The organism is Caballeronia terrestris, assembly GCF_001544515.1.
GTDB classification, from domain to species: domain Bacteria; phylum Pseudomonadota; class Gammaproteobacteria; order Burkholderiales; family Burkholderiaceae; genus Caballeronia; species Caballeronia terrestris.
Window position 1 is genome coordinate 12,189 of sequence record NZ_FCOL02000026.1, and the last position, 18,175, is coordinate 30,363.

An 18,175-nucleotide genomic window follows, 5' to 3' on the forward strand; every position below is an offset into this window, starting at 1 on the left:
GTTCATGAACACGGCGACGACAGAAGCGCTCACGCCCTCACGAGGAAGCGGCAGCGCGTGGCGCATCGCGCGCTTCACCGGCACGCGGCTCGTGCTCGCGCTGATCACGCTGTGGCTCCTGTCGGTGATCGTGTTCGCGGGCGGGCAGTTGCTGCCGGGCGACGTCGGGCGAGCGATCCTCGGGCCGCTCGCCGATGCCCGCGCCGTCGCCGCGCTCAATCATCAGCTCGGCGTCGACCGGCCGCTTCTCACGCAATACACCGCGTGGATCGGCCACTTCCTGCGCGGCGACATGGGCCAGTCGTATGCGTACCGGTCGCCGGTCGCGCCGTTCATCGTCGATGCGCTCGCCAACTCAGCGAAGCTCGGCGCGCTCGCGTTCATCGTCGTGGTGCCGCTCGGGATCGCGGGCGGCGTGTATTCGGCGCTGCACGCGGGACGCTGGATCGATCGCGTGATCAGCATCACCGGCCTCTCGGCGACGGTCGTGCCGGAGTTCGTTTCGTCGATCGTGCTGATTCTCGTGTTCGGCGTGTGGCTGCAGTGGCTGCCGATCGAAGCGACCTTTCCGCCCGACGCGAATGTCTTCGTACAGTTGAAGCACCTGGTCCTGCCGGTGCTCCCGCTCGTGCTCGTGTTCTTCGGCTATATCGCGCGGATGGCGCGCGCGGGCACCGTCGAGGCGCTCGACGCCGATTACACCCGCACCGCGATCCTTAAAGGCCTGCCGCGCCGCACGGTGATCTGGCGCCACGTGCTGCGCAATGCGTTGCTGCCGACCGTCACCGTTGCCGCGACGCAGCTCGGCTACATGATCGGCGGGCTGGTCGTTGTGGAGACGCTCTTTCACTATCAGGGCATCGGCTCGCTGATCTACAACGCCGCGAAGGCGAAGGACTTCCCGATGCTCGAAGCCGGCGTGCTGACGGTCGGCGTGATCTATACGGCGGCGAACCTGATCGCCGATGCGCTCTATGTCGTGCTCAATCCGCGGCTGCGCGTGAGGGAATCGCAATGAGCACCGCGCCCTCGCCTGCAGTGAAAGCCCCGCGCTTCGAACGTTCGACGGCGTTGCTGCGCTCGCCGACCTTCGTCATCGGCGCCCTGATTCTGCTCTTCTGGGTCGCGTGCGCGCTCATCGGACAGCACGTCGTGCCGCAGGACCCGTACGCATCCGATCCGCTCAACTCGCTCACGCCGCCCGATGCCACGCACTGGTTCGGCACCGACCAGCTCGGCCGCGACGTGTTCGCGCGCGTGATCGTCGGCGCGCGCGACATCCTGACGATCGCCCCGCTCGCGACGCTGCTCGGCACGCTCGCGGGCACGGCGATCGGCCTCGTCGTCGGCTACTTCGGCGGCTGGGTCGACAACGTGATCGGCCGCGTGATCGATGCACTCCTCGCGCTGCCGCTCGTGATCGTCGCGCTGCTCGCGCTCGCGGCGGTCGGCGCAAGCAACGCGACGGTGATCATCGTGATCGGTCTCACTTTCGCGCCGATCACCGCGCGCACGGTGCGCTCGGCGGTTTTCGCGGAACGCAACCTCGACTACGTGCTCGCGGCGCAACTGCGCGGCGAAAACGCGTTCTACATCATGTTCGCGGAGATCCTGCCGAACGTGCTGCAGCCGATCATCGTCGAGGCGACCGTGCGGCTCGGCTACGCGATCTTCGCGGTGGCGACGCTCTCGTTCCTCGGCTTCGGCATCCAGCCGCCCTCGGCCGACTGGGGCCTTGCGCTCTCCGAGTGCTACACGCTGATGGCGGGCGGCGCGTGGTGGACCGTCGTGTTCGATGCGCTCGCGATCGCATCGCTAGTAGTCGGCGTGAATCTCGTGGCGGACGCGATCCAGGGAGTGCTCGACCGATGAACGGACCTCCGCCGTCGGCGTTCCCGGCATTCGACATCCCGAAGCGCGATCGCGCCGATGCGCTGACGATCGTCGGCCTGACGGTCGCCTACCGGATGCGCGGACGCGAGCGCGACGTGCTGCAGGACATCACGCTGCGCGTGCGGCGCGGCGAGGTATACGGACTCGTCGGCGAGTCGGGGTGCGGGAAATCGACCGCCGCGCTCGCCGTGCTGCGCTATCTGCCGCGCAACGGACGTGTGAAGGCGGGCAAGATTTCGATCGGCGGGCGCGACGTAGCTTCGCTGCACGCCGACGCCTTGCGCGACATGCGCGCCAATGCGGTGTCGATGGTGTATCAGGACCCGGGGCGCGCGCTCAATCCGTCGCTCACCATCGCGCGGCAGGTGTCGGAGGCGTTCGAGGCGTCGGGGGCATCGGCGGATGATGCGCTCGCGCGCACGGTCGATATCCTGCGGCGCGTGCGCATCGCGTCGCCCGAACGCGTGATGGAGAGCTATCCGCATCAGCTTTCGGGCGGGATGCAGCAGCGCGTCGTGATCGCGATGGCGCTCGCGTGCAATCCCGAACTTCTGATCCTCGACGAGCCGACGACCGGGCTCGATGCCACCGTCGAAGCCGAAGTGCTCGATCTGATCGCGCAGTTGCGCGCGGAACTCGGCACAGCCGTGCTGTTCATCAGCCACAACCTCGCGGTGATCGGACGGATGTGCGATCGCGTCGGCGTGCTGTATGCGGGCAAGCTCGTGGAAGAAGGCGTGACGCGAGACGTCTTCGCCCGGCCGCGCCATCCGTACACGGTCGGTCTGTTGCGCTGCCTGCCGACGAGCGGTCGCAGCAAGGACATGGGGCGCCTCGACACGATTCCCGGCTCGCTGCCGCTGCCGGGCACGGTGACGCAGGGCTGTATCTACGCGGAGCGCTGCAAGCTCGCCGACGCGCGATGCCTGCGCGACGCGCCGCCGCCGTATCGCGTGGCGTCGGAGAACGGCGACCAGATGGCGCGCTGTCACTATCACGAGCGCGCGATCGATCTGCCGCGCGCGACGCCCGAAGCGGCGACCGATCCCGTCGATCTTTCGGAGGCGCCCGTGGCGCTCAAGGCGCGTAACGTATCGAAGACGTTTCGCGTCGGCAACGAGCTCGTGCGCGCGGTTCACGACGTATCGCTCGATCTCGCGCAGGGCGAGACGCTCGGGCTCGTCGGCGAATCGGGCAGCGGCAAAACGACGCTCGCGAAGCTGTTGCTCGGCCTCCTTTCCCCCGACGAAGGCGCGACGCTCGAACTCGACGGCGCCGCTCTGCCCGCGCGCGTCACGCGTCGCAACGACGAGCAGGTGAAGTCGTTGCAGATCGTGTTCCAGAACCCCGACTCCGCGCTCAATCGCGCGCATTCGGTTCGGCAACTGATCGCGCGGTCGCTCGCGAAGCTCGCTTCGTTGCGCGGCGCGGCGAAGGAGGAGCGCCTGCAATCGCTCAGGGAATCGGTGCGGCTGCCCGAACGCTATCTGAGCGCGCGCACGCGCCAGCTGTCAGGCGGATTGAAGCAACGCGTCGCGATTGCGCGCGCGTTCGCGGGCGATCCGCGCGTCGTCGTCTGCGATGAACCGACCTCCGCGCTCGACGTCTCCGTGCAGGCCGCGATCCTCAACCTGCTCGCCGATCTCCAGCGCGAGCGCGGCGTGAGCTACGTGTTCATCTCGCACGACCTGCATGTGGTGCGCTATCTGTCGGATCGCATCGCGGTGCTGTATCTCGGGCGGATCATGGAGATCGGCCGCGCCGCCGATGTCTTCGGTGGCCCGCAGCATCCTTATACGGAGGCGCTGCTGTCGTCGGTGCCGTCGCTCGATGGCAGCTCAGCAGCGCATGGCGGACGCATCCGCCTGTCCGGCGAATTGCCGAGCGCAGCGAATCCGCCTTCAGGATGCGTGTTCAATACGCGCTGTCCGCGCAAGCTGGGCGCGATCTGCGAGGAGCAGGAGCCGCCATACGCAGATGCGGGCGGCGCGCACCGGATTCGCTGTCACATTCCCATTGAAGAGTTGCGCTCGCTTCAGTCGCAGGAAAGCTGACGGAACCAAAGGCCACGCGATCCCTCTCACTCGGACACCGTTCGATATGAGGGATAACAACATGAAGCGACACGTTTCGATTGCGCTGGCTTTTTCGACACTCGGCTTGGCCACGGCGGCGTATGCGCAGCAAGCGCCCGTCGATCCGAGCTTTTCCGCGTATTCGCTCGCCCAGCAGTGCTCGCAGAAATCCGACAACGCCGCGCAGGGCCAGTGCGTGGGCGCGGTGCGCGGTATCGTGCGCGGCTATCAGTACGGCGTGCTGTTCCTCGGCCAGCGCTCGTCGCTGCCGGCAAACGAGACACAACGCGTGTCGCTGTGCCTGAACGACGTGAAAGTCTCGTCGATCGTCGACGAATTCCTCACCGACGCCAAGCAGGTCAAGGACGACGACCTCAAGCGCACGCCCGCTGAAGTCGCCGTGCTCGGGTCCGTGCATTCGCATCACGCATGCATGTAACGCACGTCATTGCACTTCGGGCGCGACCGTATTGCCCGCCGCCGCGCCCGGCACGCTGACCGATACCGCCGCCGGTTCCTCCGCGTGCCGCGCGGCGAGGCGCGCGCAGTCGCCCATCGGCAGGCGCTTCACGACGATCCACGCCACCACCATCGCCATCAGCCCGAAGATCGCGCTGCCCGCTGCCTGTCCGATGAGCACGCCAATCGGACCGTACTTGATGCCGACCGCGACGAACGGCACGGTGCCGAGCGTCGTGCGTCCCCAGTTGAAGAGCGTCGAGAGAAGCGGCCGGTCGAGGTTGTTGAACGTCGCGTTGGCGACGAAGAGACAACCGACGAACGCATAGCTCGCGACCAGCCACGAGCAGAACACCGAGATGATCTCAGCCGTGACGCCCCGCGCCGAGAACGCGCGGATCAGCCCGTGCTGCGCGAGCGCGAGCACGATCCACGCGAGCGCGACCGTCGCGAGCACGAAGCCCAGGCTGTTGCGGATCGTCTCGCGGATGCGGTCCGCGCGCCCCGCGCCGAGGTTCTGCGCGACGATCGGCCCGACCGCGCCCGTCAGCGCATAGATCAGCGCGAAGGCGACGGGCGTGATGCGGTCGATGGTCGCCTGCCCCGCAATGGCCGCCGGCCCGAAGCGCGCCATCGCGTGCGTGACGTACGCAGCCGCGACGGGCGTCGCAAGGTTGGTGAGGACCGCCGGCAGCGCGATCTTCAGCACAGGCTTCACGTCGTCCCACGTGCGCTGCGGCTGAAAGCGCGCGATCAGGTGATTCACGCGGCTCACGCCGTACAGCCCGACGAGCGTGAGCACAATCCGTGCGATCACGTTCGAGATCGCCGCGCCGGTCAGGCCGAGGTGAAAGCCGAAGATCAGGATTGGATCGAGGATCGCGGTGACTATCGCGGCGGAGAGCGTGACCGTCATCGCGCGGCGGGCGTCGCCGATCGAGCGCATCAGCGCCGCCGTGCACATGCCGATCGCGAGCAGCGGCAGGGTCGGCGCGGTGATGTAGAGAAAGAGGCGCGTGAGTTCGCGCGTCTCGCCGGTGGCGCCGAGCGCGTCGAGAATGTGTTCGAGCAGCAGCAGCGTGATCGCGGTCAGCACGACCGTAACGAGTACGATGAACGCGAGGCTGGCGGTCGCGACCTGCCGTGCCTTCGCGCGCTCTCCGGCGCCGAGCAGGCGCGCGACCGTCGCGCTCACGCCGATCGTCATGCCGATCGAGATCGCGACGTGGAAGAAGTTGACCGTGCCCGCAAAGCCGACCGCCGCCGCGACCGATGTGTCGCCGAGCATCGACACGTAGAAGAGATTCGCGAGATCGACGGCGAACACCGCCATCAAACCGATCGCGCCGGTGCCGGCCATGACGATCACGTGACGCATCGTCGAACCGGTGACGAAGCGGGCTGCAGCGGGATTCGTGCGTACGTTCATTCGATACCTTCACCTTCGATGCGAGGCCATCAGCGCGGCCTCTTCCAAAGCATCATGGCATGAACGGCCGTGCGATGCGAAGAGCGTCATTGCGGGCGGGCAGCGCGTTATCCGTTTATGACAAATATCCGCTGAACGCGTCGTTCGCGATCCTTAGAATGGCGCGCGCCGGCGCTCCAGCCGGTGACTCATTCTTTGGATCAACGATCATGAACACCCATCAGTTCCTGCACACCCTGACGGCAGCGGGGGCCGCGTTATCGCTCGCGCTCGCCTGCGGCACGGCCCGCGCGGACAACTTCGACTACGAGCATCAGAAGGAACGGCGCCTCGAAAGCGGCGCGTCGCAGTCGCCGATCGACATCGCCAGCAAGGACGCCGTGCGGTCCGAGCACTACGACGACGAGAAGGACGACATCGTCGTGCACGCAGCCCGTGGCGGCGCGAGCGTGATCGATAACGGCCATACAGTGCAGGTCGGCTGAAGGACAGCAGCGGGACCATTCGCGGGCGCCACTTCGCGCTTGTCCAGACGCATTTCCACGCGCCCGCCGAGCATGGGATCGACGGCAAGCGCTATCCGCTCGAAGGCCACTTCGTCTTCAGGGCGCCGGACGGGCGGCTCGCGGTGGTCGCCGTGCTGTACCGGGAGAACGCCGGGAACAAGCAGTTCGCGGCCATCGTGAAGGCCGCGCGGCGCGATCACGCCGTGGCGCTTCCGGTCTTCGATGCCGCCGCGCTGATGCCGCACGACATCGACCACTACTATCACTACCTCGGCTCGCTGACGACGCCGCCGCTCTCCGAGAACGTCGAATGGTACGTGCTGGCCGATCCGGTCGATCTGTCGCGCGACGACATCGCCGAGTTCACCCGTCTCTACGCGCATAACGCACGGCAGCCGCAGCCACTGAACGGTCGTCCGTTATTGGAGTACAAGGACTGAGGCTCGCCGTGTGAAGGACGGCAGTCTCGTCCTTCACACGCAGCGATCTCCGCAAATACCCGCACGACATGGCTGTCCGATTACGCTTAAACCCCGCTCGATGACCCGTTTGTCTTAGAATCGCCGCTTGGTCCCTCTTGCGTCCGCTTTATGAACTCGACATCGGAAGACCGCTGGCGCGACTTGCGCCCGGACCCGGACAGCGACACCCCGCTCTATCTGCAACTCGCCCGCAAGCTCGCCAACGCGATCCACGACAATCGCTGGAACGCGGGCGAAGCGCTGCCGTCGGAGCGCGTGCTGTCGGAAGCGCTGGGGGTATCGCGGATCACGTCGCGAAAGGCGATCGCGCTGCTCGTCGAACAAGGGCTCATCCGCCGCACGCAAGGCGCCGGCAGCTTCATCACGCCGCGCTACGAAGACCCGCTCTCGCGCCTGTCGAGCTTCAGCGAGATGCTGCGGCGGCGCGGCTTCACGCCGAGCTCGAAATGGATCTCGCGCGTGATCGAGCCCGCCAATCGCGATGAAGTGATCCAGCTCGGGCTCTCGCCGGCGGCGGCCGTCACGCGGCTGCGGCGGCTGCGGCTTGCGGACGGCATCGTGATGGCCGTCGAGAATTCGACCTTCCCTGCGTCGCTGATCCCCGATCCGCAAGCGGTTGGCGATTCGCTCTACAGCTTTCTCGATCAGCGCGGACTTTCCATCGTGCGCGCGCTGCAGCATTTTCGAGCGGTGAACGCGAGCGAGGAAATCGCGCAGCAGATGGGCATCGCGCCGCACGACGCGCTTCTGCTGATCACGCGCGTCGGCTATACCGCCGATCAACGCGCGATCGAACTCACCGATACCTACTGCCGCAACGATTACTACGATTTCGTCGCGGAACTGCGCAAGTAAGCGCTTCTACCAGCGTGGCTCGTCGCTGCCGATCGGCACCGGCGGCAGCGCCCAATGCGGCGGCGTCACCGACATGCGCTCCGCCGGCTGCGTGCAGGTGAGCGTGCCGAAGGGCGAATCCATCGTCTGCAAAGCGTCGCGGACGTCGTCGATCGACGGATCGGCCGCGGCCTGTCCGCCGTCGAGCGTTCCCATCGATTGCAGCCAGCGGCCCGTTTGCGCGAGCGACACCCGCACGTGCCAGCTTCCGCCTTCCTTCGCGCGTCGATTGAGCGCCACCATCGCGCCGAACGCGGCGAGGTAGCCGGTCGCGTGATCGAGCGCCTGGCATGGCAGATGACGCGGGTTCGTCTGACCGGCCGCACGCGCCTCCGTCCACGCGATGCCGCTCGCCGACTGCACGAGGCTGTCGAAGCCGCGTCGCGTCGACCACGGCCCTTCGTGCCCATACGCCGACACCGTCGCGTAGACGATGCCGGGCTTCGTGCGCGCGGCGTCCTCCGGCCCGAAGCCGCGCGCCGCCAGCGACTGCGGCCGATACGACTGCACGAAGACATCGGCGTTCTTCAAGAGCGCCTGCAGCGACGCGCGGCCGTCAGGCTCGCGCAGATCGAGCGTCGCGGAGCGCTTGCCACGCCCGTTGTCGATCACGAGCGGCGCGATGTTCGGCAGATGCGGACCGTTGATCAGGAGCACGTCGGCGCCGTGCTGCGCGAGCGTGCGCCCCGCGACCGGCCCCGCGATGACGCGCGACAGATCGAGCACGCGCACGCCGGAAAGCGGCCGCTCGGGCTGAGCGCCGCCTGCGCCGACCGGCATCGCAGGCGCATCGCCGATGCGGACGATTTCGAAGAGCGGCAGCCGCGCGAGCGCCTGAGCTTGTGGCAGCGCAGCCCATTCGTCTGGCGAGCGGATCAGCGCGGCGCACAGGCCCGCATCGCCGAGCGCCTGATCGAGCGCGGCGCCGTCCCAGCCGCGAATCGCCTGCGTGACGGCCGCGTGATCGTTCGCGCATCCCAGCACCCGCACGATGCCCGCGCGATGATGCGCGAAGTTCGCGTGAAGCTGAATCCAGCGGCCGTCGCGCGTCTCGTAGAAGCCCGTGACCGGATCGCGCGGGTCGGGCGCCGGGCCATCGTCAACCCGCAGATACCGCTCGCTGCGAAACGCGACGCACGCGCGCCGCGCATCGGCATCGATTTGCTGCGCGCGGCCGGTGCGCTCGCGAAAGCACTCCGCGGCGGCGAGTGCTTGCGCGGCAATCACGCCATTTGCAAGCGCGGCCACCCGATACACCGACGGCAACTGCGGATCGTCACCTGTAATCGAAACGTCGGAAAGCGCGGCCGGATCGCACTGCGCTGCCTGCCAAAGCTCTTCTAGCGGAGTCATCGAAAGCCCCTGCGTGGATGCGAACCGCCAGTCTACGAGCGGCACGAAGCGTGGATCAACCGTAAAATCATCGCGCTCCGCTCAACGAACGCGCCCATGCCCGACACCCTCCGCTCGACCGTTGCCCCCACGCCGTCCGACCGGTCGCTCACGATCATGCTGTGGCTCGTCGCGACGGGGTTCTTCATGCAGACGCTAGACTCGACCATTGTCAACACCGCGCTCCCCGCGATGGCGAAAAGCCTGGACGAAGCGCCGCTGCGCATGCAGGGCGTCGTGATCGCGTACTCGCTCACGATGGCGATGATGATCCCCGTCTCCGGCTGGCTCGCAGACCGGCTCGGCACGAAGCGCGTGTTCTTCAGCGCGATCCTCGTGTTCGCGGTCGGGTCGCTGCTCTGCGCCAACGCGCAATCGCTCACGCAACTGGTGACTTACCGCGTCGTGCAGGGCGTCGGCGGCGCGATGCTGCTGCCGGTCGGGCGGCTTGCCGTGCTGCGCGTCTTTCCCGCCGAGCGCTATCTTTCCGCGCTCGCCTTCGTCGCGATTCCGGGGCTGATCGGCCCGTTGATCGGCCCGACGCTCGGCGGCTGGCTCGTGCAGATCGCGTCATGGCACTGGATCTTCCTGATCAACGTGCCGGTGGGCATCGCCGGCTGCATCGCGACGCACCTCTACATGCCCGACAGCCGCAACCCCGCGACGCCGCGCTTCGACCTCGCGGGCTACTTGCTGCTCGCGGTCGGCATGGTCGCGCTGACGATTTCCCTCGACGGACTCGCCGACCTCGGCATGCAGCACGCAATCGTGCTCGTGCTGCTGATCCTCTCGTTCGGCTGCTTCGTCGCGTACGGACTGCACGCAACGCGCGTCGCCAACCCCCTCTTCCCGCTCGATCTGTTCAAAATCCACACGTTCAGCGTGGGGCTGCTCGGCAATCTCTTTGCGCGCATCGGCAGCGGCGCGATGCCGTATCTGATTCCGCTGCTGCTGCAGGTGAGCCTCGGTTATACGGCGTTTCAGGCGGGGATGATGATGCTGCCCGTCGCGGCGGCGGGGATGCTGTGCAAGCGGCTCGTCACGCGCCTCATCGAACGCCACGGCTACCGGCGGGTGCTCGTGGTGAACACGGTGCTCGTCGGGCTGATGATGGCGAGCTTCGGGCTCGTGAGTCCGGGCGAGCCGCTGTGGCTGCGGCTCGTGCAACTGGCGATCTTCGGCGGGGTCAACTCGATGCAGTTCACCGCGATGAACACGCTGACGCTGAAAGACCTCGGAACGGGCGGCGCGAGCAGCGGCAACAGCCTCTTTTCGCTGGTGCAGATGCTTTCGATGAGCCTCGGCGTGACAGTCGCGGGCGCGATCCTCGCGACGTTCACCGGTTTGCTGCCGCGCGTCACCGAGACGAATTCGCTACCTGCTTTCCACGCGACGTTTCTCTGCGTCGGCGTGATTACGGCGGCTACGGCGTGGATTTTCGGGCAGCTCGCGCCGGAGATCCGCGCGATTCCCAAAAGGAAGGCGGACCCGTCGGAATCGAACTAGGCGCTTGCCATGCGAATGCCGCCACCCGGCCGATTCCGCCGTCCGGTCGTGCGTCGCGCACTCGAACGGTGCGTGCGGCACCGCTTGGCGGCGCGAATTCGTCCGCCGCTGAGCACCGCCCCGCACGCGCGAGCCAATGAACACACGAATATGCGGCATCGTCTTGAAATTGCTGAAAACGCGCATGGATCTTGCTCGGACGTTCGGGCGCCTATCCTGTAAACTCAAGAGCTACGTCAATCCGCCAACGCCCCGACACCATGAGCATGGTTGAACTCGACCCTCCCCGCTTCCAGCCGCCGCGCCCGATCGCCGGCGACGATGGCTCGCGGCGCACCGTCCTGTACGGCGAATACACCGTGTTCAGCGTGTTCCAGCCGGTGTTCTCGGTGTCGCACCGGCGTGCGATCGGCTATCACGCGTCCCTGCGCGCCCGCGACGACACCGGCCGCCACGTACCGTCGCCCGAGGTGTTCACGCAGGCGGCGCGCCGCGGCGACTTGCTGGAACTCGGGCGGCTCGCGGAATCGCTGCATCTGGGCAACTTCTTCGCGTTCGACAGCAACGACGAATGGCTTTTCCTGAGCCTGCACCCCGCCGCGTTGATGGACACGAGCTACGGCGACGCGCTCCTCGCCGCGCTCAAGGAACTGGGATTGCCGCCGCAGCGCGTGGTGCTCGAAGTGCCCGAGCAGGCGGGCGGCGAGACGACGCGCTTCGCCGAAATCATCGATTCGCTGCGCAAGTCGGGCTTTCTGATCTCGCTCGACGGCTTCGGCGTCAAGCATTCGAATATCGACCGCGTGTGGCATCTGCGGCCGGACATCGTCACGCTCGATCGCTGCATCCTGCAGCAGGCGAGCGAGCACAAGCACATCGAGCGCGTGCTGCCGGGGCTCGTGTCGCTGCTGCACGAATCGGGGCAACTCGTCCTGATGGGCGGTCTCACGACCGAGCGCGACGCGCTGATTGCGCTCGAATGCAACGTCGATTTCGTGCAGGGCGCGTATTTCGCCGGACCGAGCGTCGATGCCGTCAAGCCGCAGGCCGCCGCGCACGTGATGGATGCGCTGTCGGCAGCGTCGCGCGAACGGGTCGCGGCGCGCGAGCGGGCGCAGGCGGCGCGGCTTGCTCCGTATGTGAGCGGGCTGGAGAACGCGGCGTCGCGGTTGATCGAAGGCGAGCCGCTCCAGGCGGCGACGCGCGATCTGCTGCAATTGCTCGATACGGCGCGCTGCTTTTTGCTGGACCACGCGGGGCGGCAGATCGGCGACAACGTCGTGCCGATCGTGCGGACCTCGCAGCGCGCGAAGCGCTTCAGTCCGCTGCTGCATTCGGAAGGCGCGAGCTGGGAGCGGCGGCCGTACTTCATCGAGGCGCTGCGCGCGCCGGGACGCGTGCATTTGACGGCGCCGTATCTGTCGATCAACGAAGCGCATCTTTGCGTGACGGCGTCGATCGCCGCAGAGACGCCGCGTGGGTTGCAGGTGCTGTGCGTCGATATCAACTGGGATGCGGCGATTCGGCGGCGGTGATTTTGGGGCGCCCTTCGGTTTGCGTCCGCTTGCCCCTTTCCCGCTCTTAGAGTTCGCGAACGGCAGATTTACCGCCGTCAGCGTCAACGTAGCCTCCTGTAGTCGCGGCGGGGCCCCTGACTCCGTCAGCGTCAATGTTCAAGCGCTGAATTTTTCCGCTTGAGCCTCGGTCAGTATTAGCACTCGGCTCCGCCCCTCGCCGAGCACTTTTCAAATTCCCTCCGCAGCACAATCCTCCTACAGATCAGCACGATCGTCATAACGTGCCGCGATCGATTCCTCGTACGCTTGGCTGAGTTCGCGGCGGCTTCATGGATAGCCCGCCGCGTCACACTACTCGCGTGTCGACGTCATTCACAGCGCGCGATCCGCTCGCGGCAGGACCACGCGCAGCGTGGTCCTGTCCAACCCGCTCGATCTGGAGTCGCAAAAATATGTCATCTCTCGATACCCTCCTTGGCGCACCCGTTCGCTGGAACCAGGCCGCACTCGATGCCGACACGAGAACCTTCCTCGACGACCTGCAGGCGAACATCCTCAAGGGCCACGGCCGGCATCACAGCGCGCACGTCTTCATGAGCTTCCAGGGACTCGAGCCCGACCAGGTCGCCGAACTCGTCCGCGCGCTCGGGATGGCCTGCACGAGCGCCCACGAACAACTGCGCGGCAACAAGCGCCTGCCGCCGTTCCTCGACGGCGGCCCGGTCCGCTGCCTATTCCTGAGCGCGAGCGGCTACAAGGCGCTCGGTCCGAACGTCGAGATTCCGCCGGGCGAGGCGTTCCGCGCGGGCATGGCTGCGCGCGGCGCCGACCTCGGCGATCCCGACCGCGCCCGATGGGGCGCGCACGGCTGGTCGTACACGCCGCCCGACGCGATGTTTTTGGTGGCGAACGCGGACCCGCAATCCGTCGATGCCGATGCCGATGCCGTCAAGGCCTGGCTCACGCTCACCGGCGTGACGGTGCTCGCCGTCGAGCGCGGCTTGCAGCAGACGCGCAATTTCCGGCCGGGCGTGGCGGAAGGCGTCGAGCATTTCGGTTACGTCGATGGCCGCAGCCAGCCGCTTTTCCTGCAGGAAGACATCGACGAGGAAGCGGTATCGCCGGGCGGCTGGGACTTCCGCTTCAAGCCGTCGCAATTCCTGGTCACCGATCCGAACGGCAGCAGTCCGCTCTCGGCGGGCAGCTACTTCGTGTTCCGCAAGCTGGAGCAGAACGTGCGCGGCTTCAACGCGGCGGAAGAGTCGCTCGGACGCAAGCTCTTCGGCATCACGGCCGAAAGCGACGCGCTCACCGACGAAGAGCAGGTGAAGCTCGACCGCGCGGGCGCGATGGTCGTCGGCCGGTTCGAGGACGGCACGCCGCTTGTCCTGTCGGACCGCGAGGCGGGCCTCGCGCCGCCGAACAACTTCGACTATTCCGCCGATGCGGACGCGTCGAAGTGTCCGTTCCATGCGCATATCCGCAAGGTGAATCCGCGCGGGGACATAGAGCGCATCATCGGCGGTACCGATCCCGAGCCGGGACGCCGTCCGATCATGGCGCGACGCGGCATCACGTACGGCGCGCTGCGGCCGCACAACGCGGATTTGAGCGAATTCGCCGATGCCGGGCACGAGCCGGAAAAGGACGTCGGGCTGTTGTTCATGGCGTATATGGCGAGCATCGAAGGCCAGTTCGAGTTTACGCAGAAGTCGTGGGCGAACAATGCGTCGTTCGTCGCGAATATCAATCCGGCGAAGACGCTGCCTTCAGCGGGGATCGATCCGATCGTGGGGCAATCGGCGGATGCGGCGGTGCATGAGCATACGTGGCTCGATGGGCACACGCCGGGGGCCGTGGCGCAGAAGATCAGCTTCGAGCAGTTCGTCACGATGAAGGGCGGGGAGTATTTCTTCGCGCCGTCGCTGACGTTCTTGCGGGGGGTGGGGTTGTAGGTTTAGGGCTTTTTAACGGTGGGCTGCAAAAACTTCTACCATTCCGAGCGAAGTTGCCGCTGGTATTGCAGCCCATCGATTTGCTTGTGCTTCCAGATGCCGAATACATCGGCTTTGTGCTGCGAGACATAGGCGTCGATCGCGTCGCGGATGACTGCGGCGCGAGAGCGACCTTCGGCTTTAGCAATGTTCGTTAGCGCAGACACAACGTCAACGCCTAAAAACCAGAGAGCCCTCACGCGGAGGGCTTTCAGACTTCCGGAAGACACCCGAGGCGCTTAAGCCCCGAAATTCGTCCCGGCAAATTCCCAATTCACGATATTCCAGTAAGCATCCACGAACTTCGGACGCGCATTGCGATAGTCGATGTAGTAAGCGTGTTCCCACACGTCGATCGTCAACAGCGCCTTCGAATCCGTCGTGAGCGGCGTGGCAGCGTTGCTCGTCGACACGATGTCGAGCGTGCCGTCGGCCTTCTTCACGAGCCATGCCCAGCCCGAGCCGAACGTGCCGATCGCGACCTTCGCGAACTCTTCCTTGAACTTGTCGTAGGAGCCCCACTTGGCGTTGATCGCATCGCCGAGTGCGCCCGACGGAGCACCGCCGCCGTTCGGCGACAGGCTGTTCCAGAAGAACGTGTGATTCCAGATCTGAGCCGCGTTATTGAACACGCCGCCCGACGCCTTCTTGACGATCTCTTCGAGCGACAGGTTCTCGAACTCGGTGCCCGGAATCAGCTTGTTCAGGTTCGTCACATAGGTCTGGTGATGCTTGCCATAGTGGTACTCGAGCGTTTCTTCCGACATGTGCGGAGCCAGCGCGTTCTTGTCGAACGGGAGCGGCGGGAGCGTATGTTCCATTTTGCGTACTTCCTTCTATGTGGATTGTGGGGATCTGAGGAGTGAGGCAGTGGAGCAATGGATTGTAGGCGAGTTGGGATAACCCCGCAAACCGCATGCCCTTTATGAGCAGGATCGCTTTCAGGACCTTTCGTGCGGCGTAAAAAATGCTCGACTGCCTCGATTTTCAGGCGTCAAAAGTACGCGCCTTTCGTGCTTTTTACGGGCTTATAGGTGATTCAAAACTCGTCGGTGAGGCGCGGCTGGACGTCGGCGAGGAGCACGTCCGCCGTGCCTTCCGCGAGATGCACCGTCAGTGGCCGCTTCGGTTTCAGCGCGCCCGGCGTACGCACGGCGCGGCCTGTTTGCGCATCGATCAGCGCCGCGTAGCCGCGTTCCAGTGTGCGCCGCGGACTCAGCACCTGCAAGCGCGCCGCCAGTTCCGAAACACGCGCCGACGCGCGCTCGTGCCGCCTCGTCTGCGATGCCTGCAAGCGCTGCGCCACGCGCATCAGATGCTCACGCTCGGCGTCGAGATCGGGACGCCAGCGCTGCCAGCGCAACTGCACGAGCGCGAAGCGTCCGCGCGCATCGCGCACCGGACGCGCGCCTGCGGACGCGAGCCGGGTCGCGAGCTGCCGCAGATGCGTGCGCTGCCGTTCGAGCCGCTCGGTCGGGCTCACGAGCCGGCGTGCGAGCCAGTCGAGTTGCTGCGCGCGACGCTCCATCATGCGGCCGAAGCCGCGCGCGAGCGTCGCGTGACGGTGATCGAGATCGCGCAGCAGCATCACGCGTTGCGGACTCACGAGTTCGGCGGCGGCGGTGGGCGTCGGCGCGCGGACGTCGGCGGCGAAATCGGCGATCGTGAAATCGGTTTCGTGGCCGACGCCGCTCACCACCGGCACCGCGCTCTCGGCGATCGCGCGCGCGAGCACTTCTTCGTTGAACGCCCAGAGATCCTCGATCGAGCCGCCGCCCCGGCAGACGATCAGCACATCGACTTCGCGCCGCGCGCTCGCTGCCTCGACCATCGCGGCGAGCTTCGCGCTCACGCCGGCGCCCTGCACCGGCGCGGGATAGACGATCACGGGAATATGCGGCGCGCGTCGGCACAGCGTAGTGAGCACGTCGCGCAACGCTGCGGCCTGCAGCGACGTGACGATGCCGATCGCACGCGGATGCGCGGGCAACGCGCGCTTTCTCTCGGCGGCGAAGAGCCCTTCGCTTTCGAGTTGCGCCTTCAGACGCAAGAACGCTTCGAAGAGCCGCCCTTGCCCCGTGCGGCGCACGGCCTCGACATTCAGTTGCAATTCGCCGCGCGGCTCGTACATCGTGACGAGCGCGCGGACTTCGATCTTGTCGCCTTCGCGCGGCGTGAATTCCGCGTATTGCGCACGGCCGCGGAACATGACGCAGCGCATCTGCGCCTGCGCGTCCTTGATCGAGAAGTACCAGTGGCCGCTCGCTGCGCGCGTGAAATTCGACACTTCGCCCGACACCCATACGAGCGGAAACGACCGTTCGAGCATGGAGCCGATCGCGCGATTAAGCGCGGAAACGGGGATGACGGCGTCGCCGCCCTGCTGGGACAAGGGATCGGAATTCATGGGAAAGGTGAGTTTGAACAGACCGGACGGACGATACGCCATTCGGCCATGCGGCGCCAAAAAGGCTCGCGGAGTTTATCAAGTGTCCACACAGAAGGACTTACCGAAAGGCGCAGCGGACGGCTCGGGAAAGGCCGTGCGACGGTTTCAAGTGTCTGATTTTGAATGACAAAATTCGTGGAATGGTTCGCATCGCCGAGAGAAGGCTTTTCCGAAGCGGATTCTGGCGTTTTCGTCAGCAAGTTCTTCACAGAGTTATCCACAGGCTGTGAATGGCGTACGCGCCGTTGCGGCGACTGGCGTCCATGGCGCTCGCGCGCTAGAGTGCCGGGTTCAAGACCACCGCTTTAAGGAGATCCCCGCCGATGCAGAACCCGTCGCGCTTCGTCCTCGCTTCTGGCGAAAAGTCGGTCCATGTCTGATTTCAAGCCGCCGATCGAAAACTTCTTCGCGCGCGAATGGCGCACGCGCGGCTGGGTCGCGTGGGCGCTCACGCCGTTCGCTTGCCTCTTCGGCGCCGTCGCCGCGACGCGCCGCGCGCTCTTCGAACTCGGTTGGATCAAGCGGGTGGACGTGGGCGTGCCGGTCGTGATCGTCGGCAATGTAACCGTCGGAGGGACCGGCAAGACGCCGACCGTAATCGCGCTCGTCGAGGCGCTGCGGGCGGCGGGCTTCCAGCCGGGCGTGGTGTCGCGCGGCTACGGCGCGAAGGTCGACCAGGCGACGAGCGTCACGCCGACGAGCTTGCCCGACAAGGTCGGCGACGAGCCGCTGCTCATCGCACGCCGCACGCACGCGCCGGTGTTCGTGTGCCCGGACCGCGTCGCCGCGGCTCAAGCGCTGCTGAAAGCGAACCCGTCGGTGGACGTAATCGTGAGCGACGACGGCCTTCAGCACTACCGCCTCTCCCGCGCGTTCGAACTCGTCGTCTTCGACGACCGTCTCGGCGGCAACAACTTCCTGCTTCCGGCGGGCCCGTTGCGCGAGCCGATGTCGCGCCGCCGCGATGCGACGCTCATCAACAGCCCATACGAGCGCACCCTGCCGCCGTGGCCGAACACGTTCCCGCTCGACCTCCAATCCGGCGATGCGTGGCTCCTCGACGATCCCACCGTGCGCCGGCCGCTGGCGCAGTTCGCGGGCGAGCGCGTCGTGGCGGCGGCGGGCATCGGATCGCCCGAGCGTTTCTTCGCGACGCTGCGCGCGGCGGGCATCACGCCGGCGACGCGCGCGTTCCCCGATCACTACTCGTACCAGGACAATCCGTTCGCCGGCATCGACGCCGATTCGATCCTGATCACCGAGAAGGATGCAGTAAAATTCGGGGCCTGGCGTGACGCGCGGATCTGGGTCGTTCCGGTCGAAGCCGTGCTGAAGCCCCGCCTCATCGCTCTAGTTGTGGAGAAACTCCGTGGACGCACGCCTGCTTGAAATCCTCGTCTGCCCGATCTGCAAGGGCCCGCTCACTTACGATCGCGCGGCGCAGGAGCTCATCTGCAGCGCGGACAAGCTCGCGTACCCGATCCGCGACGGCATTCCCGTGATGCTCGCCGAGGAAGCGCGGCAGACGGTTGAAGGCACGCCCGTCGAGCCGATCAAGCCCGCCAGCGGCAACTGAGAT

18 protein-coding genes are annotated in these 18,175 nt (G+C 66.3%); 12 read left to right on the forward strand and 6 right to left on the reverse strand.

Translation table 11 applies throughout. The features are described 5' to 3' along the window. Positions 1-4 precede the first annotated feature (4 nt). The 4 genes from AWB67_RS20670 to AWB67_RS20685 all read left to right on the forward strand — a co-directional run bounded on the left by AWB67_RS20670 (position 5) and on the right by AWB67_RS20685 (position 4,407). The gene (locus AWB67_RS20670) at positions 5-1,018 is read left to right on the forward strand and encodes an ABC transporter permease (protein WP_087658095.1); all 1,014 of its coding nucleotides are present in this window, start codon (positions 5-7) and stop codon (positions 1,016-1,018) included. After that, the gene (locus tag AWB67_RS20675) at positions 1,015-1,872 is read left to right on the forward strand and encodes an ABC transporter permease (RefSeq protein WP_087658096.1); all 858 of its coding nucleotides are present in this window, start codon (positions 1,015-1,017) and stop codon (positions 1,870-1,872) included. The genes AWB67_RS20670 and AWB67_RS20675 overlap by 4 nt, the downstream gene beginning before the upstream one ends. After that, positions 1,869-3,947 carry an ABC transporter ATP-binding protein gene (locus AWB67_RS20680; protein ID WP_087658097.1) on the forward strand — a complete coding sequence of 693 codons (2,079 nt, stop codon included), beginning with the start codon at positions 1,869-1,871 and terminating at the stop codon, positions 3,945-3,947. The genes AWB67_RS20675 and AWB67_RS20680 overlap by 4 nt, the downstream gene beginning before the upstream one ends. A 61-nt stretch (positions 3,948-4,008) precedes the next feature. Beyond that, on the forward strand, positions 4,009-4,407 hold the full coding sequence (locus tag AWB67_RS20685; RefSeq protein ID WP_087658098.1) for a Rap1a/Tai family immunity protein: 399 nt from the start codon (positions 4,009-4,011) through the stop codon (positions 4,405-4,407). A gap of 6 nt (positions 4,408-4,413) precedes the next feature. Here the strand turns inward: AWB67_RS20685 and AWB67_RS20690 are convergent, their stop codons facing one another. Beyond that, positions 4,414-5,856 carry an MATE family efflux transporter gene (locus AWB67_RS20690; RefSeq protein WP_087658099.1) on the reverse strand — a complete coding sequence of 481 codons (1,443 nt, stop codon included), beginning with the start codon at positions 5,854-5,856 and terminating at the stop codon, positions 4,414-4,416. Between the two features lie 209 nt (positions 5,857-6,065). Between AWB67_RS20690 and AWB67_RS41875 the strand changes: the two genes are divergently transcribed. The 3 genes from AWB67_RS41875 to AWB67_RS20700 all read left to right on the forward strand — a co-directional run bounded on the left by AWB67_RS41875 (position 6,066) and on the right by AWB67_RS20700 (position 7,699). Beyond that, positions 6,066-6,341 (forward strand): hypothetical protein, encoded by a 276-nt coding sequence (locus AWB67_RS41875; protein ID WP_235025238.1) that lies wholly within the window; start codon positions 6,066-6,068, stop codon positions 6,339-6,341. Between the two features lie 17 nt (positions 6,342-6,358). Then, the gene (locus AWB67_RS41880; protein WP_235025241.1) at positions 6,359-6,802 is read left to right on the forward strand and encodes a carbonic anhydrase family protein; all 444 of its coding nucleotides are present in this window, start codon (positions 6,359-6,361) and stop codon (positions 6,800-6,802) included. 150 nt (positions 6,803-6,952) lie between these two features. Beyond that, on the forward strand, positions 6,953-7,699 hold the full coding sequence (locus AWB67_RS20700; RefSeq protein WP_087658100.1) for a GntR family transcriptional regulator: 747 nt from the start codon (positions 6,953-6,955) through the stop codon (positions 7,697-7,699). Positions 7,700-7,705: 6 nt separating this feature from the next. On the opposite strand, the gene AWB67_RS20705 is transcribed toward AWB67_RS20700, so the two are convergent. Beyond that, positions 7,706-9,091, reverse strand: coding sequence for a CoA transferase (locus AWB67_RS20705; RefSeq protein ID WP_087658101.1), 1,386 nt, complete (start codon positions 9,089-9,091; stop codon positions 7,706-7,708). 156 nt (positions 9,092-9,247) lie between these two features. Between AWB67_RS20705 and mdtD the strand changes: the two genes are divergently transcribed. The 3 genes from mdtD to AWB67_RS20720 all read left to right on the forward strand — a co-directional run bounded on the left by mdtD (position 9,248) and on the right by AWB67_RS20720 (position 14,108). Beyond that, entirely contained in the window at positions 9,248-10,636 is a 1,389-nt protein-coding gene (gene mdtD, locus AWB67_RS20710; RefSeq protein ID WP_235025242.1) for a multidrug transporter subunit MdtD, read from the forward strand. 260 nt (positions 10,637-10,896) lie between these two features. After that, positions 10,897-12,171 (forward strand): EAL domain-containing protein, encoded by a 1,275-nt coding sequence (locus AWB67_RS20715; RefSeq protein WP_087658103.1) that lies wholly within the window; start codon positions 10,897-10,899, stop codon positions 12,169-12,171. A gap of 434 nt (positions 12,172-12,605) precedes the next feature. Further along, entirely contained in the window at positions 12,606-14,108 is a 1,503-nt protein-coding gene (locus AWB67_RS20720) for a Dyp-type peroxidase (RefSeq protein ID WP_200822271.1), read from the forward strand. A gap of 35 nt (positions 14,109-14,143) precedes the next feature. On the opposite strand, the gene AWB67_RS20725 is transcribed toward AWB67_RS20720, so the two are convergent. The 4 genes from AWB67_RS20725 to AWB67_RS39605 all read right to left on the reverse strand — a co-directional run bounded on the left by AWB67_RS20725 (position 14,144) and on the right by AWB67_RS39605 (position 16,805). After that, positions 14,144-14,314 carry a ribbon-helix-helix protein, CopG family gene (locus tag AWB67_RS20725; protein WP_235025239.1) on the reverse strand — a complete coding sequence of 57 codons (171 nt, stop codon included), beginning with the start codon at positions 14,312-14,314 and terminating at the stop codon, positions 14,144-14,146. Between the two features lie 72 nt (positions 14,315-14,386). After that, a complete protein-coding gene (gene sodB / locus AWB67_RS20730) occupies positions 14,387-14,968 on the reverse strand; it encodes a superoxide dismutase [Fe] (RefSeq protein ID WP_087658105.1) in 582 nt (193 codons plus the stop codon). Positions 14,969-15,186: 218 nt separating this feature from the next. Beyond that, positions 15,187-16,554: an exodeoxyribonuclease VII large subunit gene (gene xseA / locus AWB67_RS20735; RefSeq protein ID WP_087658162.1), complete on the reverse strand. Its 1,368-nt coding sequence runs from the start codon at positions 16,552-16,554 to the stop codon at positions 15,187-15,189. Further along, complete coding sequence (locus tag AWB67_RS39605; protein WP_125477630.1) at positions 16,551-16,805, reverse strand: hypothetical protein; 255 nt, start codon at positions 16,803-16,805, stop codon at positions 16,551-16,553. The genes xseA and AWB67_RS39605 overlap by 4 nt, the downstream gene beginning before the upstream one ends. Positions 16,806-16,968: 163 nt before the next feature. Between AWB67_RS39605 and lpxK the strand changes: the two genes are divergently transcribed. Together lpxK and AWB67_RS20745 are read left to right on the forward strand one after the other, a co-directional pair. Next, a complete protein-coding gene (lpxK, locus tag AWB67_RS20740) occupies positions 16,969-17,985 on the forward strand; it encodes a tetraacyldisaccharide 4'-kinase (protein WP_087658106.1) in 1,017 nt (338 codons plus the stop codon). After that, complete coding sequence (locus AWB67_RS20745) at positions 17,966-18,172, forward strand: Trm112 family protein (RefSeq protein WP_087658107.1); 207 nt, start codon at positions 17,966-17,968, stop codon at positions 18,170-18,172. Before lpxK ends, AWB67_RS20745 begins: the two co-directional genes overlap by 20 nt. Positions 18,173-18,175 lie beyond the last annotated feature (3 nt).